The sequence below is a fragment of the Kitasatospora sp. NPDC054795 genome, assembly GCF_053611565.1.
In genome coordinates, this window is record NZ_JBSHAP010000167.1 from 1 (window position 1) to 17,146 (window position 17,146).

The window sequence follows — 17,146 nt, forward strand, 5'->3', positions numbered from 1 at the left end:
GCTGTAGTGCCCCGGCTAACACTGGTGGGGGGCGGGCGCAGCGCCCCCGCGCGCCCCTCACCTGTGTCCGTCTGTGTCCGCAGGCCGTACGGTCCGTGTCCGCGGGCCGTGCGCCCTCCTCGGGCTGTTCCTCGGGCCTCACTCCACCGGCCGTTGCCGGGCCGGCTCCTACTCGGTCTCGGTCGGGGTGCCGTGCAGCGCGTCGGCCGCCTCGACCTCCTCACGGGTGATGCCCAGCAGGTACAGCACGGTGTCCAGGAACGGCACGTTCACCGCGGTGTCGGCGGCCTCGCGCACCACCGGCTTGGCGTTGAACGCCACCCCGAGGCCGGCCGCGTTCAGCATGTCCAGGTCGTTGGCGCCGTCGCCGATCGCCACCGTCTGCTCCAGCGGCACCTTCGCCTGCTCGGCGAAGCGGGCCAGCCAGCGGGCCTTGCCCGCCCGGTCCACGATCTCGCCGACCACCCGGCCGGTGAACCTGCCGTCCACCACCTCCAGGGTGTTCGCGGCCGCGAAGTCCAGGCCCAGCTGCTCCACCAGGTGATCGGTGACCTGGGTGAAGCCGCCGGACACCACCGCGACCTGGTAGCCGAGGCGCTGGAGCGTACGGATCAGGGTGCGCGCGCCCGGCGTGAAACGGACCTCGGCGCGGACCTTCTCGGTCACCGAGGCGTCCAGCCCGGCCAGCAGCGCCACCCGGGCCCGCAGCGACTCGGCGAAATCCAGCTCGCCGCGCATCGCCGCCGCCGTCACCTCGGCGACCTCCTCCTCGCAGCCCGCGTGGGCGGCGAACAGCTCGATCACCTCGTCCTGGATGAGCGTGGAGTCGACGTCCATGACCACCAGGCGCTTGGCCCGGCGCTCCAGCCCGGCGGAGACCACCGCGACGTCCACCCGCTGGGTGGCCGCCTCCTGGGCCAGCGCGGCCCGCAGCTCGTCGGTGGCCACACCGGAGACGGCCAGCTCGACCGCCGTCACCGGGTACTTGGCGAGCCGGAAGACACGGTCGATGTTGCCCCCCGAGGCGGTGATCCGGGAGGTGAGCGCGGAGACGGCGGCGGCGGTCAGCGGATTGCCGAGCACCGTGACGTGCGAACGGCCCTCACGGCGCGGCCGGTTGTCACCGATGCCGGAGAGGATCTCGGCCTGGAGCTTCTGCTCGTCGGCCCAGCGGTGGACGGTGGCCCGCAGCCCACCCTCGGCGGCGGGTACGGGGGGCGGGGTGACCAGCGCGCAGAGCGTGATGCGGCCACGGGTCACGACCTGCTCGATGTCGATGACGTCGACGCCGAAGCCGGCCAGCGTCGCGAAGAGGCCGGCAGTGATGCCGGGGCGGTCCTTGCCGAACACCTTGACGAGCAGGGTGCGCTCGTCCGCGGTCCGGTGCTGGGCGGCGGGGAGGGGCTCAGCGGCCAGGGGCGATGCGTTCATGGTGCCTCCCACGCTACCGGGCGCCCGACGGCCCGGGGGCACCCGTCCCACCTCGCGGGACGGCGCGGTCCGGGGTCGGTAGCAGCCTGGTCACAGTCGCCCGGGCCGACTTTCACCGACGGTCGGCGGGCTGAAATGATTCCCCCCGTCAGTCAGAGAAACATCGCAGCCCCGGCCGGGGGCCACAATTCGGGGGAACCGAGAGAGCGGGGCAGGCGAGCAGTGCCGCAACTCGTCATTGAGATCAACGGACAGCAGCGGACTCTGGAGCCCGGGCGGTCCTACACCATCGGGCGCAACCCTCAGTCGGACTTCCCGTTCGAGGACGCCAGGGTCTCCTGGCAGCACGGGACCATGAGCTTCAACGGCAGCGGTTGGCAGCTGGACGACCACGGCAGCACCAACGGAACGTACGTGGCCGGGGCCCGCACCCTGCAGGCCCAGCTGTTCCCCGGGGCCGTGGTCAACCTGGGCAATCCGGAGAACGGCCCCCGGCTCGGCTTCTCCGCACCCGTGCACGCCGCCGCTCCGCAGGCCGCGGCTCCACAGGCCACCCCGATGCACGAGGCCGCCACCAGCCGAGGCCCGGTGCCCACACCCCAGCAGCCCGCCCCGCAGCAGGGCTGGCCGCAGCACGACCCGTACCAGCAGCCGCAGCAGCAGGCCTGGCCCGGGCAGCCGCAGGACCAGCCGCCGTTCCCGCAGCAGCAGTACGCGCCGCCGCAGGCCCAGCCGGCCCCGCAGCAGCCCCAGCCTCAGCCCCAGCGCGGTGGCTTCCCGCAGCAGCAGGATTTCCAGGCCCCGCCGCAGCACGGTGGCGGCGGGCCGCAGCCGACCATCATCCGCAACCTGACGTCGTCGATGCGCACCGCCCGGATCGGTCGTGCGCTCGACAACGACATCGTGGTGTCCGACCTCCAGGTCTCCCGCCACCACGCCGAGCTGCGTCAGCTCCCGGACGGCCGCTACGAGATCGTCGACCTCGGCAGCCACAACGGCATCTTCCTCAATGGCCAGCGGGTGCAGCGTCAGCTGATGGGCCCGCAGGACCGGCTGACCGTCGGCCACTCCAGCTTCGTCCTGGTCGGCGACCAGCTGCAGGAGTTCGTCGACACCGGTGCGGTCTCCTTCTCCGCCCGCCACCTGACCGTCGAGGTCGACCACAAGGGCGGCAAGAAGGTCCTGCTCGACGACGTCAGCTTCGGCGTCCCGGAGAAGTCCCTGGTCGCGGTCATCGGCCCGTCCGGCTCCGGCAAGTCCACGCTGCTGCGCGCCCTCACCGGCTACCGCCCGGCCGACCGCGGCGAGGTCCTGTACGACGGCCGCAACCTCTACAAGCAGTTCGCCGAGCTCCGCTCACGCATCGGCCTGGTGCCGCAGTCCGAGATCCTGCACCGCGAGCTCACCGTCCGGAAGGGCCTCAAGTACGCCGCCCAGCTGCGCTTCCCTGGCGACACCGAGGCGCGCGAGCGCGACGCCCGGATCGACGAGGTGCTGTACGAGCTGCGCCTGGACAAGCGAGCCGACAACAAGATCACCGCGCTCTCCGGCGGCCAGCAGAAGCGCGTCTCGGTCGCCCTGGAGCTGCTCACCAAGCCCTCGCTGATCTTCCTGGACGAGCCCACCTCGGGCCTCGACCCGGGCATGGACCGCGAGGTCATGCAGATGCTGCGCGGCCTCGCCGACGACGGCCGCACCATCCTGGTCGTCACCCACTCGGTGGCCGAACTCGCACTCTGCGACCGGCTGCTCGTGATGGCGCCGGGCGGCTCGGTGGCCTACTTCGGCCCGCCGGACGAGGCGCTGCACTTCTTCGGGTACGAGACCTGGGCGGACGTCTTCCAGGCCTTCGAGAACTACCCGGAGCACGACTGGGCCGGCCGCTACCGCGGCTCGGTGCACTACCAGCAGTACTCCGCGCCCACTGTGGAGGCGGGCGAGGTGCAGCACGTCCAGGTCGCCCAGGAGGCCGTCAGGCCGCCGAAGCCGCAGAGCTGGGGCTCGCAGCTGTGGACGCTGATGCGCCGTTACATGTCGGTGCTCGCCTCGGACCGCGGCTTCCTCGCGCTGTCCGTGCTGCTGCCCGCCGTCATCGGCGCGGTCAGCGTGCTGATCCCCAACGAACCGGGGCTCGCACCCAACCCCAAGACACAGCTCCACCTCAACAGCGGCGCCGCGACGATCATGCTGATCCTGGCGATCGGTGCCTGCTTCTCCGGGGCGGCCAACTCGGTCCGCGAGTTGATCAAGGAACGGGCGATCTACGAGCGGGAACGAGCCACCGGGCTCTCCCGCTCGGCGTACATGATGTCCAAGATCATCGTGCTGGGCTTCTTCAGCGTGATCCAGGGCGCCATCATCTCCGCCGTCGGTTTCCTGCCGCGCAAGCTCCCCGAGCACGGCCTGATCGTCAAGAACCTGCCGATCATCGAGATGACCATCGGCATGATCCTGCTGAGCTTCGCCGCGATGATGTTCGGCCTGATGATCTCCGCGCTGGTGAAGACCGCCGAGAAGACCATGCCGCTGCTGGTCATGTTCGCCATCATCCAGGTCGTCTTCACCGGTTGCCTCTTCCAGATCTTCAGCAAGCCCGGACTGGAGCAGGTCGCCTGGCTGATGCCGGCCCGCTGGGGCACCGGCATCGCGTCCACCACGCTCGACCTGTCCGTGCTCATGGGCCCCTGGAACAAGGACTTCCAGAACCCCAACTACGACCCGCTCTGGAAGCACAGCGTCGCCCAGTGGGCGATCGACGCGGGCGTGCTGATCGCCATCTCCGTCGCCATCGGCGTCCTCGTGACCCGGCTCCAGCGCCGGCACGAGCCCGAGGTCATGCAGAAGGGCTGACCACTTCTCCGACTCTGCGGCGGCAGGCCGAGGGGCGGCTCTCCCAACAGGGAGGGCCGCCCCTCGGCGTTCCGGGCGCTCCCACGAGACTCCGGGCGGGCCCTGCGGCCTAGGTCCCCGGACCTGGGCCCGGGGCGGCCGCGGACGGACGCGGCGGTCGCCGGGGCGGCGGTAGTTTGGCGGTATGTCCAGCACCACCGGAGACCACCGGATCCACCGGGGCCCGCTGCCCGCCTGCGAACCCTGCCTGTCCGGGATCGAGGCCGTCAGCCAGGCACTGCTCGCCATGAGCCGGCACCTGGAGGTCCGTGAGGTGCTGCGCCGCATCACCGCCTCCGCCAGGGGACTGCTCGGCGCCGAGTACGCGGCCCTGGGCGTGCCCGACGACCACGGGGGCTTCGCCCAGTTCGTGGTCGACGGTGTCACCGACGAGCAGTGGCGGGCGATCGGCCCGCTGCCCCGACAGCACGGTGTACTCGCCGTGATGCTGCACGAGACCGGCCCCACCCGGCTGGCGGACGTCCGTAAGGCACCCACCTTCGAAGGATGGCCCGCAGCCCACCCCGATATGGACGCCTTTCTGGGCATGCCGATCCTGGACACCGACGCGGCCGAGGACGAGCCGCAGGTGATGGGCGTCATCTTCCTCGCCAACAAGCGTGGCGGCGGCCTCTTCACCGATCACGACGAGGAACTCCTGCGGATCCTCGCCGCGCACGCGGCCCTCGCACTGTCCAACGCCCGACTGTACGAGCGCAGCCGCGAGCTCACGCTGGCCGGCGAGCGTGCCCGGATCGCCCACGACCTGCACGACGCCGTCTCGCAGAAGCTCTTCTCGCTCCGGCTCACGGCCAAGGCGGCCGCCAAGCTCGTCGACCGCGACCCCGCCCGGGCACGTGCCGAGCTCGCCGAGGTCGCCCGTCTCGCCGCCGAGGCCGCCGACGAGCTGCGCGCGGTCGTCGTGGAGCTGCGTCCCGCAGCCCTGGAGGAGGATGGACTCAGCGCCACTCTCGCCTCTCAGGTGCAAGTCCTGGACCGGGCGCACACCGCCGACGTCGCCTTCGCCGCCGACGGGGTCCGGGCCATGCCGCCTGCCCAGGAGGCCGCACTGCTGAGAGTCGCCCAGGAGGCGCTGCACAACGCGCTGCGCCACTCCGGCGCCCGCAGGGTCACCATCACCCTGGCCGGGACGCCTGCGCGCGGTGCCGTGCTGCGCGTGCACGACGACGGGCGCGGCTTCGATCCGGAGTCCGTCCGGCGAGCAGGCCGTCACCTCGGCCTGGCCTCGATGCGCGACCGCGCGGCCGCCGTCGGCGGCACACTCACCCTGGAATCGGCCCCCGGTCGGGGGACGCTCGTCGAGATGGAGGTCCCCGGTGCCTGAGAGCACGCCGTCGATCCGTGTCCTGTTGGTCGACGACCACCAGGTGGTTCGGCGAGGGCTGCGCACTTTCCTGGAGGTCCAGGACGACATCGAGGTGGTCGGGGAGGCCGCCGATGGGGCGGAGGGTATTGACCGGGCCCGTGAGCTCGACCCCGATGTCGTCCTGATGGACCTCAAGATGCCCGGCGTCGACGGCATCGAGGCGCTGCGCACGCTCAAGGGCGAGGGCAGCCGCGCCCGGATCCTGATCGTCACCAGCTTCACTGAGCACCGCACGATGGTTCCCGCGCTGCGGGCCGGTGCGGCCGGGTACGTGTACAAGGACGTGGACCCGGAGGCGCTGGCCGGGGCGATTCGGTCGGTGCACGCCGGTCACGTTCTGCTCCAGCCCGAACTGGCCGAGGCCCTGCTCGCCGACGACGGCCCGCGCGTCCCGCAGGGCCGCGGTGGCACGCTCACCGAGCGCGAGCGCGAAGTGCTCGGACACATCGCCGATGGCCGCTCCAACCGGGAGATCGCCCGCAGTCTGCACCTCTCGGAGAAGACGGTGAAGACCCATGTGTCCAACATCCTCATGAAGTTGGACCTGAGCGACCGCACCCAGGCGGCACTCTGGGCCGTTCGTCACGGCGAGGCCCGAGAGGGGTAGCGCGCCGGGGGCGCGACGTACTGGCGCGGGCGCCGTGCCGATCGGCAGGTTTTCGGCCAGACAGGGCGTCAAGCGGTGGTCCAGCATGTGCCGTTCGGCAGGGTTAGCCCGAATCCAGGTGATCCATTGCCATTCGGCTGTGCCAGGCTGATCGCCGACACCGATCCCGAGGGAGGGCCGGATGAACGCGATGCGCAATCAGTGCGGGCCTGTCGTGCTGGCCCATGAGCTTGAGGTGACATGCCGCCTGTTCGACGAGCCTCCGATGTCCGGGCCCGGGTCGCAACCGACTGCCGAGAACGGAGGCCGAGGGCGGGCGCCAGGACGCCCCTTGTCCGGATGTCAGGTGGTGAGGGCAGAGAATCGTGCAACAGAGGCCGTCGAGCGCAGAGCGAGGTTGGCCCGGGAGACAGCCCGCGACCGGGAGGCCTACGGGCCAGAGCTGCTGAGACGCCGACTGCGCATGCGGCGTTGGCAGTTCAACCTGGCACGGGAACGTGAACTGATCCCCGAGCCGGACCTCGACAACGGCACGTGGTCGGCGCTCGTCGAGGTACAGCTGAAGGCCCGCACCGAGGAGATCATCCTCGCGCTCGGCGCCGTGCCGCCCGTGGGGGCGGCCAAGGCGGCCACGGTGTTGGGCCACACCACAGGTCTGCTGGTGATCGTTGAGGACATCAGGCGGCTCGCCGCCGCCGGAGAGCTACGCCCCTGCGGCGGATACCGGGGCTGGCCGACCTACAGCCGGGAGGCCTTGGCCGCCGTCCCGTATGCCGTGGTGCAGCAAACTGTCACGGAGCGCATGCACAAGGCTGCGGCCACGGCACGGGCCGCGGCCGAGGCGCTGGAACGGAGACTCGCAGAGAGCTACTCGGCGGAGGAGGCAGCCGAAGTCCTGGGGTGGCCCCGGTGCCGGCTGGTGGCCACGACGGTGCCGGGAAGCCCGGCCGCCGGGCCCGACGGCAGATACGAGCGCGCCGAGGTGATCGCGCTCGCCGCCGCCGACTCCGGGGCCCGGCACCTCTCAGCGATCGTCTCGCTCGTCCACGAGGGCGTTGTAGGCGGCGACCTGGGCGCGCCGGGCGGTGCGCCGCAGCGGGGCCAGGGCGGATTGGCGGGCCGCCATCTCGGAGGCGCTGACGGCAGCGCCGTGGCCGCCGGAGGCGATGGAGAGCAGGGCGGACACCTGGCGGGCCGACTCCAGGACACGGACAGCCCGGGGCGGGTACCCGGGAGCGAGCAGCTCGCTGTGGCCACGGCGGCGGTAGGCATCCAGGGCGCGCAAGGCCTCAGGTCCGGCGCCGGCCACGTCGAGGCGGGCGAGCATGACGGTCGCCTCCCGCAGCCCGTCGGCCAGTTCACGTTCGGCCTCGTGGAGCGACGGCACGTCCGCCGGAGGTGTGTCGTTGACCTCGGAACAACGCCACAGCACGGTGGCCGAGCGGTCGCCGGCCGGGCCGTACACCTCCACCTCCGGCACCAGCCCGAGTGGTGCACCCACGGCCAGGACGGCCTCACCCACACTCATGGCCTGCTCGTTGAAGGCCTTCGGACCGGTCAGCCCGAGCGGATGCCCGGCTGAGGGCAGCGCGAGACGCAGGCCCTTCGTACCGAGCACCCGCAGCCGCCCCAGCGCCCAGGTCAGCCCGTGCTGCTCGCCGGGCTCGTCGCCGGGCAGTCCGGTGACCCGGTGGATCTCGTCCCGGCCCAGGACGGCCGCGGCGGCGTCGTCCGGCGGCACCAGGCCCGCCAGCAAGGCGTTGCCCCATGCGGTGAGCCGCCCCGAACGGGGCTCTTCGTACGGATTGTCGGCAGGAGTCACGAGCATCCGGCCAGCCTACGGAATCGGCGGTCATCCGCGTGGCGTAGGTTTGCCCATGCGTGTGCGGCGCACCCACCCCGTGCCCACCGGCTGCCGGAGTAGGCTCGCCGCCCGCACCGACGGCCGAGAATCTTGTTTTTGGGGAAGGCGTAGGCATGAGCGACGTGCTGGAGCTGGTGGACGTATCCGTGGTCCGGGAGGGGCGCGCGCTGGTCGACCAGGTCTCGTGGTCCATCTCCGAGGGCGAGCGTTGGGTCATCCTGGGCCCGAACGGCGCCGGCAAGACCACGCTGTTGCAGATCGCCTCCTCGTACCTGTTCCCGACCTCGGGCAAGGTCACGGTGCTGGGTGAGAAGCTCGGCGAGATCGACGTCTTCGAGCTGCGTTCCCGGATCGGCCTGGCCGGCGCCGCCATGTTCGACAAGCTGCCGGCCGAGCAGACCGTGCTCCAGACCGTCCTCACTGCCGCGTACGGCATGACGGTCAGCTGGCAGGAGACCTACGAGCAGTCGGATGAGGTCCGGGCCCTCGCGCTGCTCGACCGCCTCGGCATGGCCAACCTCACCGACCGCAAGTTCGGCACCCTCTCCGAGGGCGAGCGCAAGCGCACCCTGATCGCCCGCGCCCTGATGACCGACCCCGAGCTGCTGCTGCTCGACGAGCCTGCGGCCGGCCTCGACCTCGGCGGCCGCGAGGATCTGGTCCGCCGGCTCGGCGCGCTCGCCCAGGACGAGTTCGCCCCGGCCATGGCGATGGTCACCCACCACGTCGAGGAGATCGCGCCGGGCTTCACCCACGTCCTGATGATCCGACAGGGGAAGGTGCTCACGGCCGGCCCGATCGACACAGAGCTGACCGCCCGTAATCTCTCCAAGTGCTTCGGCCTGCCGCTCACCCTGGAGCGGCACGGAGACCGCTGGTCGGCCCAGGGTCTGCCGCTGGGCTGAGGCCCCTTCGTCCGCTCATCCGGAAGGCCGTCGGAAACCGGTCGCACGCGCGACCGGTTTCCGCCCCTCGACCTGCGGGAACTGTCCGCTTCGAAGGCCTTCGCTCCCTAGGATGGACGTGTGGACAGCTGGATCTGGTGGCTCCTGGCCGCCGCAGGGCTCGGCATACCGTTGGTGCTCACCGCGATGCCGGAGTTCGCCATGTTCGCGGTCGGGGCGCTGGCCGCCGCCGTCGTGGCCGCGCTGGGCGGGGGAGTGGTCGCTGAGACCCTGACCTTCGTCGTCGTCTCGGTCGCACTGGTGGTCTTCGTCCGCCCGATCGCCTACCGGCAGCTTCAGAAGGGCCCGCAGGTCAAGATGGGCATCGAGGCGCTCCAGGGCGCCACCGCGGTCGTCGCGGAAACCGTCGACGGGGAGGGCGGGCGGATCAAGTTGAACGGTGAGATCTGGTCGGCCCGTGCGCTTCACCCGGGCCAGGTGTACCAGCCTGGACAGCAGGTCGACGTCGTCGAAATCCAGGGCGCGACCGCCCTGGTCGTCTAGGGGAGAGTCCGTGGAACCCGTCCTTATCGTTTTGGTCGTCCTGGTCGTGGTGGCTTTCATCGCGCTGATCAAGACGATCCAGGTCATCCCGCAGGCCAGCGCCGCGATCGTGGAGCGCTTCGGCCGCTACACCCGGACGCTCAACGCAGGGCTGAACATCGTCGTCCCGTTCATCGACCGCGTCCGCAACCGGATCGACCTGCGTGAACAGGTTGTGCCGTTCCCGCCGCAGCCGGTGATCACCCAGGACAACCTGGTCGTCAACATCGACACCGTCATCTACTACCAGGTGACCGACCCCCGCGCCGCGACGTACGAGGTCGCCAGCTACATCCAGGCGATCGAGCAGCTGACCGTCACCACGCTGCGCAACATCATCGGCTCGATGGACCTGGAGTCCACGCTGACCTCGCGAGAGGTCATCAACGCCGGCCTGCGCGGTGTCCTGGACGAGGCCACCGGCAAGTGGGGCATCCGGGTCAACCGTGTCGAGCTGAAGGCGATCGAGCCGCCGACCTCCATCCAGGACTCGATGGAGAAGCAGATGCGCGCCGACCGGGACAAGCGCGCCGCGATCCTCACCGCCGAGGGCCAGCGCCAGGCCCAGATCCTCAAGGCCGAGGGTGAGAAGCAGGCCGAGGTGCTCAAGGCGGAGGGTGAGGCGCAGGCCGCGGTCCTGCGCGCGGACGGTGAGGCGGCCGCGATCCGGACGGTCTTCGAGGCCATCCACGACGGCGACGCCGACCAGAAGCTGCTCGCCTACCAGTACCTCCAGACCCTGCCCGAGCTGGCCAAGGGCGACTCCAACAAGCTCTGGATCATCCCCAGCGAGGTCGGCGACGCGCTCAAGGGCCTCGGCGGTGCCTTCACCGGCCTGACCGGCAACGGCGGGGTGAACGGCGGCGCGGTCGCGGCGCCCAGTGTCCCGCAGACGGTCCCGGCCGCCACCCAGGTGCCGTTGGATCCGGCGTCCGGCCCGCGGCCGGTGGACACCGAGAAGGGCGCTGCCCGTCCCCGGGTGGACCCGGCCCGGGAGTACCCGAAGATCGACCCGGAGTGATCGGCCGAACCGTGCTTCGCCGAGGGCCCGCTGCCGAGAGGTGGCGGGCCCTCGGCCTTTCACGGTGCCGAAGCGTACGTACCGGGCACTGTGGCGTGCGTCCCGAAATCGTGGGCGGGTCTGGTCGGCCCGCAGGGCCGTCCGGCATGATCCCCTCGGACAGGACCGAGAGGAGAGGTGACCCATGACGCTCTGGGAGTCGATCGCCGTCCTGGTGGTCGGCGTCGGCGCCGGGCTGATCAACGTGATCGTCGGCTCCGGCACGCTGATCACCTTCCCGGTTCTGCTCGCCGTGGGCATCCCACCGGTCACCGCCAATGTCTCCAACTCCTTCGGCCTGGTCCCCGGCTCGCTCAGCGGGGTGATCGGGTACCGCCGCGAACTGGCCGACCAAGGGCGCCGCGTGCTGCGCATGGGCACCGCCTCCCTGCTCGGCGGGCTGCTCGGCGCGCTGCTGCTGATCAAGCTGCCGAGCGGGGCCTTCGACGCGATCGTCCCGGCGCTGATCCTGCTGGCGCTCGTGCTGGTGGTGATCCAGCCCCGGGTGGCCAAGGCCGTCGCCGCCCGCCGCCGCCCCGGCGGCGATCCGGACGGCAGCCCGGTACTGCTGGTCGGGGTGTTCCTGACCGGCATCTACGGCGGCTACTTCGGTGCCGCGCAGGGCGTGCTGCTGATGGCGCTGATGGGCATGCTGCTCCAGGAGGAACTCCAGCGGATCAACGCGGTCAAGAACGCTCTGGCGCTGATCGTGAACGCGGTCGCCGCGCTCTTCTTCCTCTTCACCTCGACCGTGAACTGGGCCGCCGCCGGTCTGATCGCGGCGGGTTCGCTGGTCGGAGGCCTACTCGGGGCCAAGGTCGGCCGTCGCCTCCCGCCGACCGCGCTGCGCGTCGTCATCGTGGTGGTTGGCCTCGTGGCCGTCACCAAGCTGTTGTTGAGTTGAACGACTGTCAGACCGTATGCAGGTCGGAGGAGTACGCCATGGCCTTGGAGATGCGTGAGAGCTGCGAGCGCTGCGCGGTGTCGCTGACCGCGGACGGCCGCGCCTCGATATGTTCCTACGAGTGCACCTTCTGCCCGGACTGCACCGAGGCCATGGCCGCCACCTGCCCCAACTGCGGCGGCGAGCTGGTGGCCCGTCCGCGCCGGAAGGCCGCCTGACACCGGTTCCCGGGCACTCTGAACGGCCCGGAATCCCGGGCTCCGGAGCCCCGGCCCCGGAGCGACGACCCACCGGACGACCCACCAGGAGTGCGGCGATGAGCAGCAGGGCGCGGCTGAACGAGGACGAGATCACGGCAGCCCTGGCGGCGCTGCCCCAATGGAAGCGGGAGGGCGGCAGCATCGCCCGTACCGCCGACGCGCCGGACTTCCCGGCTGCGATCCGGGTGGTCGTCTCCGTCGCCGAGCAGGCCGAGGCGCTCGACCACCACCCCGACATCGACATCCGCTGGCGAACCCTGCGCTTCGTCCTGTCCACCCACAGCGCCGGTGGCCTCACCGGGCTGGACTTCACCCTTGCCGCCCGGATCGACGAGGCACTGCGCGTCGAGTCGGCGGCCTGACGCGGCACGACCGAGGAGCCCGGGCCCGTCCGACCGAGGGCCCGGGCCGCCTCTCCGGGCGGGCGTGAGATGCTGACTGCCGCATCGGCAGGCAGATGGCTCGGGAGGGACGGAACGGATGGCGCAGGAGCCCTTCGGAGACGCCCACCCCCAACAGCCGTGGCCGTCCGAGGGCCACTCGGACTGGCAGAACGGCGGGCACGGCGGGTACTCCGAGCAGCAGCCGCCGGAGCAGCCGTCGCAGTGGCAGCCGCAGCAGCAGGCGGGTTACGGCTCGCTCGAGTACGGGCAGCAGCCGCAGCTCGGCCAAGACGTCTACGGACACACCGGCTACGAGACCGGCTACGGCCAGGCCGGTCATGACCGGGCCGACTATGACCAGAGCGGTTACGACCACAGTGGATACGGCCGGACCGGCTATGTCGAGGGCGGCTACGTCCAGGGCCAGGATCAAGGCCACTACGGCGGCGTTCAGGAGCAGTACCAGCCGTATCCGCAGTACCCGGACCACGCGCAGCCGCATCAGGCCGCCACACCGTACGCCGCCCCGCGGCAGCCCGCCGGGGAGGGCTTGTACGTCCCGGCCGGGGCGGAGTACTCGGCGGACGGCTACGTGCACCTCGAAGAGGCCGGGCAGGTGCCCGTGACCGTCCCGGAGCAGTCCGCGGAGACTGCCACGGACCAGGCCCCCGAGTCGCAGGCCGAGCCCGCCTCGCCGTCGCGGGCCTCCACGCGCCGAGGTGCCGGCCGTGGCTCCGGTGCCCGTGCCGGCACGGGCGCGGCCTCTTCGCTCTCCGCCAAGGCACGCAAGGCCGCCGACGCGGTGCTGGCAGGGGATCACGTGCCCAGCCGCAAGGCCCTGCTGGTGCGGACCGGTGCCGGGGTGGCCGCGCTGGGGGTGCTGGTGGCGGCGGGGCTGATGGTCGGAACCGAGGGCGGTGGCAGCGCGGCGGCGAGCAGCGGCGGTGAGCCGGGCTTCGCGGTGGCGCACACCAGGGCCTGGGCCGCGCAGCCCACCGTGGCCGGTCCGGCCGGGGGCGACGACACGCTGATCGGCAGCTGGCTGCTGGCCGACGCGGTGGTCCGGGCCGACGGCGCCGGTGTCCGCGCGTACGACCGGGCGGGCGGCAAGCCGACCTGGTCGGTGGAGCCGCCAGCCGCCGGGGCCGTCCCGTGCGGGCTGTCGGCGGGAGTGAACCAGGCGGGCCTGGGCGCGGCGCTGTTCCGTCCGCAGGCCGATCCGAAGAGTCCCTGCACGCTGCTGTCCGCCGTGGACACCAAGACCGGCAGGACCGCGTGGACCAAGACCCTCTCGGACACGAAGGGTGCCTACTCGGCGCGGGTCGGTGTCACCGAGGACAAGGTGGTGGCCGTCAGCGACGACCGGGCGCTGGCCTGGGAGTCGGCCGACGGGAAGGACGTCTGGCAGTACACCGGCCAGGGCAAGTTCTGCACCCTGTCCGGCGGCGTCAGCGGAAAGACCGTGCTCGTCGCCTCCTCCTGCGCCGATTCGACCCCCGCCGACCAGGCCGTCGCGCTGAACATCGCGGACGGCAAGGTCGGCTGGTGGCGGGGTCTGAACAATCAGCCGAAGACGGTGACGGTGCTGTCCGCCGAGCCGTCCGTGGTCCTCACGACCGGTGGGAAGCCCGAGGACGACCGGGTGTTCGCCTGGGGCGCGGGCGGCGACCCGGCCGCCGAGATCCCGGTGGCCGTCGACGGCGGCCGGCTGGACGTCGCCCACGGTATGTTTTCGGCCACTCCTGGCGTCTACTTCGAGGGCCGCACGATGGTCACCACCCTGGAACCGCCGAACGGCGGCGGGCTGGTGGCCGCGGTCGGCTACGACCTGGACACCGGCAAGCAGCGCTGGAAGGTGCCGAGCGCCGCGAAGGGCGCCGTCCGGGCGATCGGCATCGACGGCGGATCGCTGGTGCTCGCCGCCGACGAACGCCGTGACCAGCCCGCCCGTCTCAGCAGGTTCCCGCTGGCGGGCGGCCAGGAGGCGACCGGTGGCAACTTCCCGGCCGGCACCGGTTCACTGCTGATCTCCGGACGAGTGCTGATCGGCGGCGGACAGGTGGTCGTGGTGCCTGAGCACTCGACCAACTACGGCACGGCGGCGGGGTACCAGGCGAAGGACTGAGGCCTTCCGCCCTGTACCACGCCGGCGCCGCCCCACCCGCCGCCCCGGCGCTGAGAGTGCCCTCAGGTCGAGAACGTCGAGAGTGCTCCCGTTCCCCGGAACCGCCTCCCGCGAGCCGTCTCCCGCGAACAGCCTCCCGGCAATCGCCTCACGCCGCGGAGACGGGCCGACCCGGTACGGCCGGCAGCCAGTCGGCGAGGTCCCGGACCTCCGAGCTGCGCAGACCGAGCGCCAGCATCAGACTGGCCTGCGGCGTCGGCTCGAACGGCCGCCGCAGCAGCTTCATCCCGGCCTGCTCCGGTGTGCGGTCCGCCTTGTGCTGGTTGTCCTCCGCGCACGCGGCGACGGTGTTCATCCAGCTGTCGGCACCACCGCGCGACCTGGGCTGGAGGTGGTCCACCGTGGTGGCCCGCCGGCCGCAGTACGCGCACAGGTGCTGGTCCCGGGCCAGGACACCCCGCCGTGACCACGGAGCCTGTTGTCGGAACGGCACCCGTACGTACCGTTGCAGTCTGATCACCCGTGGCACCGGGACGGCCACGCCCGTCCCCCGGATCGAGCGCAGCGGATGCGCCTGCTCCACCACCGCCTTGTCCTGGAGCACCAGGACGACGGCGCGCTGGAGCGACACCGTCGTCAGGGGCTCGTAGCTCGCGTTCAGAACCAGCGTGTTGCGCACTTGGCACACCCTTCCCGCGGGCGTGCCACGGCGGCACGACCGTCTCCACACACGTCACTGCCGCCGCACGGCGGTGGAACCACTCTGAATGGGCCCACAGCCGTCGAACAACGGAATTTCCGGTATCGGGGGAGGGACCGGGAGAGCGGGCTGCCCAGCATGATGGGGTGCCTCGGGGAAACTCGCTGGCCGGAACCGCGTAGGCTCTATCAGGCTGGAGTCGTACCGACCCGGGGCCCGATCGAACCGGGCCAGCACTGGTCGGACGCCCGATCGAAGGAGAAGCGTGACCGTGACGGACATCGTCGACGAGCTGCAGTGGCGTGGGCTGATCGCCCTGTCCACTGACGAGGACGCACTGCGCAAGGCGTTCGCGGACGGCCCGGTCACGTTCTATTGCGGCTTCGACCCGACGGCCCCCAGCCTGCACCTCGGCAACCTGGTGCAGATCCTCACCATGCGCCGCATCCAGCAGGCGGGGAACCTCCCGCTCGGCCTGGTCGGTGGCGCCACGGGCCTGATCGGCGACCCGAAGCCCACCGCCGAGCGCGTGCTCAACGACCCCGAGACGGTGGCCGGCTGGGTCGAGCGCCTGCGCGGCCAGATCTCGCGCTTCCTCGACTTCGAGGGCCCGTACGCGGCACGAATGGTCAACAACCTGGACTGGACGTCCGGGATGTCGGCGATCAGCCTGCTGCGCGACGTGGGCAAGTACTTCCGGGTCAACAACATGATCGCCAAGGAGGCCGTCGCCCGGCGGCTCAACTCCGACGCGGGCATCAGCTACACCGAGTTCAGCTACCAGATCCTCCAGGGCATGGACTACCTGGAGCTGAACCGTCGCTACGGCTGCGCCCTGCAGACCGGCGGCAGCGACCAGTGGGGCAACCTGACCGCCGGCACGGATCTGATCCGCAAGGCCGACGGCAAGTCCGTCCACGCTCTGGCCACGCCGCTGATCGTCAAGGCCGACGGCACCAAGTTCGGCAAGACCGAGTCCGGTACGGTCTGGCTCGACCCCGAGCTGACCACCCCGTACGCCTTCTACCAGTTCTGGCTGAACGCGGACGACCGGGACGTCCCCAACTTCCTGCGGATCTTCAGCTTCCGCTCGAAGGATGAGATCGAGGAACTGGAGCGCGAGACCACCGAGCGCCCCGCCGCCCGTCTCGCCCAGCGCGCCCTCGCCGAGGAGCTCACCACGCTGGTGCACGGCGCCGAGCAGTACGAGCGCGCGGTCGCCGCGTCCAAGGCGCTGTTCGGCCAGGGCGACCTCGCGGATCTGGAGGCCCCGACCCTGGCCGCCGCCCTGGCCGAGGTCCCGAAGGCCGAGGTGTCCGAGCTCCAGACGGTGGTCGACCTGCTGGTCGCCGTCGGTCTGTCGCCGAGCCGCTCGGCCGCCCGCCGGACGATCAAGGAAGGCGGCGCCTACCTCAACAACGTCAAGGTGACGGACGAGGAGGCCGTGCCGACCGAGGCCGACCTGCTGCACGGCCGCTGGCTCGTGCTGCGGCGTGGAAAGCGCAACCTGGCGGCGGCGGAGCTGGTCGCCGCCGGCTGACTGGCCGACGGGCTGGTCGACGGACCGGCCGGTTGAAGCTTGGCTGGAAGCACACCTGCTCTGAGCTGCGTCTTTGAGCCCCGAGGGCCGGATCTGGACAGATCCGGCCCTCGACGTTTGACGATGTCCTCCAGGTGGCCTAGTGTTGAACGAGTCGCTGGAGCGGCCATCCCACTCAGCAAGACCCACTCTCACTCTGATCCCCATGAAAATGGGCTTCTTGGCATTCCCGCCGACCGGGTGAGCGTGAATTTCGGGTAGCACTCGAAATGAGCTAATGTGGGGGACGTCGCGAAAAGCAGACCCGACCAGTTCGGGAAATTGGATGAATGAAACTCCGGAAAACGGAGCGGAAAACATCTGATAAGCTGGAAACACGAAAGAACGAAGCCCGGAGGGTCCGCTGGAAGGCGATCCGAAGGAAGCGTCCGTTCCTTGAGAACTCAACAGCGTGCCAAAAGTCAACGCCAGATATGTTGACATCCCCGGCCTCGATCGTTCGATCGGGG

14 protein-coding genes are annotated in these 17,146 nt (G+C 70.9%); 11 read left to right on the forward strand and 3 right to left on the reverse strand.

All coding sequences use genetic code 11. The features are described from left to right. Positions 1 to 168: 168 nt before the first annotated feature. Entirely contained in the window at positions 169 to 1,431 is a 1,263-nt protein-coding gene (gene serB / locus ACWGJO_RS37210; protein WP_452190093.1) for a phosphoserine phosphatase SerB, read from the reverse strand. A gap of 222 nt (positions 1,432 to 1,653) precedes the next feature. Between serB and ACWGJO_RS37215 the strand changes: the two genes are divergently transcribed. From ACWGJO_RS37215 to ACWGJO_RS37225, 3 genes are all read left to right on the forward strand, one after another. Next, a complete protein-coding gene (locus ACWGJO_RS37215; protein WP_452190094.1) occupies positions 1,654 to 4,281 on the forward strand; it encodes an FHA domain-containing protein in 2,628 nt (875 codons plus the stop codon). A 286-nt stretch (positions 4,282 to 4,567) separates the two neighbouring features. Next, positions 4,568 to 5,665, forward strand: a complete 1,098-nt coding sequence (locus ACWGJO_RS37220) for a GAF domain-containing sensor histidine kinase (RefSeq protein WP_452190099.1) — start codon at positions 4,568 to 4,570, stop codon at positions 5,663 to 5,665. Further along, positions 5,658 to 6,314, forward strand: a complete 657-nt coding sequence (locus ACWGJO_RS37225; protein WP_380353187.1) for a response regulator — start codon at positions 5,658 to 5,660, stop codon at positions 6,312 to 6,314. Before ACWGJO_RS37220 ends, ACWGJO_RS37225 begins: the two co-directional genes overlap by 8 nt. Positions 6,315 to 7,338: 1,024 nt before the next feature. On the opposite strand, the gene ACWGJO_RS37230 is transcribed toward ACWGJO_RS37225, so the two are convergent. Next, positions 7,339 to 8,142: a hypothetical protein gene (locus ACWGJO_RS37230; protein ID WP_452190095.1), complete on the reverse strand. Its 804-nt coding sequence runs from the start codon at positions 8,140 to 8,142 to the stop codon at positions 7,339 to 7,341. A gap of 149 nt (positions 8,143 to 8,291) precedes the next feature. Here ACWGJO_RS37230 and ACWGJO_RS37235 point away from each other — a divergent pair, with 149 nt between their 5' ends. The 7 genes from ACWGJO_RS37235 to ACWGJO_RS37265 all read left to right on the forward strand — a co-directional run bounded on the left by ACWGJO_RS37235 (position 8,292) and on the right by ACWGJO_RS37265 (position 14,397). Then, on the forward strand, positions 8,292 to 9,083 hold the full coding sequence (locus ACWGJO_RS37235; RefSeq protein WP_359911455.1) for an ABC transporter ATP-binding protein: 792 nt from the start codon (positions 8,292 to 8,294) through the stop codon (positions 9,081 to 9,083). Positions 9,084 to 9,203: 120 nt separating this feature from the next. Further along, positions 9,204 to 9,626, forward strand: a complete 423-nt coding sequence (locus ACWGJO_RS37240) for an NfeD family protein (RefSeq protein ID WP_359911452.1) — start codon at positions 9,204 to 9,206, stop codon at positions 9,624 to 9,626. A 10-nt stretch (positions 9,627 to 9,636) separates the two neighbouring features. Further along, positions 9,637 to 10,686 carry an SPFH domain-containing protein gene (locus ACWGJO_RS37245; RefSeq protein WP_452180399.1) on the forward strand — a complete coding sequence of 350 codons (1,050 nt, stop codon included), beginning with the start codon at positions 9,637 to 9,639 and terminating at the stop codon, positions 10,684 to 10,686. 184 nt (positions 10,687 to 10,870) lie between these two features. Then, positions 10,871 to 11,629, forward strand: coding sequence for a sulfite exporter TauE/SafE family protein (locus ACWGJO_RS37250; RefSeq protein ID WP_452190096.1), 759 nt, complete (start codon positions 10,871 to 10,873; stop codon positions 11,627 to 11,629). Between the two features lie 38 nt (positions 11,630 to 11,667). Continuing rightward, a complete protein-coding gene (locus tag ACWGJO_RS37255) occupies positions 11,668 to 11,847 on the forward strand; it encodes a DUF1272 domain-containing protein (RefSeq protein ID WP_360354225.1) in 180 nt (59 codons plus the stop codon). A gap of 98 nt (positions 11,848 to 11,945) precedes the next feature. After that, positions 11,946 to 12,251, forward strand: a complete 306-nt coding sequence (locus ACWGJO_RS37260; protein WP_452190097.1) for a 4a-hydroxytetrahydrobiopterin dehydratase — start codon at positions 11,946 to 11,948, stop codon at positions 12,249 to 12,251. A gap of 118 nt (positions 12,252 to 12,369) precedes the next feature. After that, entirely contained in the window at positions 12,370 to 14,397 is a 2,028-nt protein-coding gene (locus tag ACWGJO_RS37265) for an outer membrane protein assembly factor BamB family protein (RefSeq protein WP_452190098.1), read from the forward strand. 148 nt (positions 14,398 to 14,545) lie between these two features. On the opposite strand, the gene ACWGJO_RS37270 is transcribed toward ACWGJO_RS37265, so the two are convergent. Beyond that, entirely contained in the window at positions 14,546 to 15,076 is a 531-nt protein-coding gene (locus ACWGJO_RS37270) for an HNH endonuclease (protein ID WP_359911434.1), read from the reverse strand. Between the two features lie 292 nt (positions 15,077 to 15,368). Here ACWGJO_RS37270 and tyrS point away from each other — a divergent pair, with 292 nt between their 5' ends. Next, positions 15,369 to 16,637 (forward strand): tyrosine--tRNA ligase, encoded by a 1,269-nt coding sequence (tyrS, locus tag ACWGJO_RS37275; RefSeq protein WP_452190100.1) that lies wholly within the window; start codon positions 15,369 to 15,371, stop codon positions 16,635 to 16,637. Positions 16,638 to 17,146: the final 509 nt, after the last annotated feature.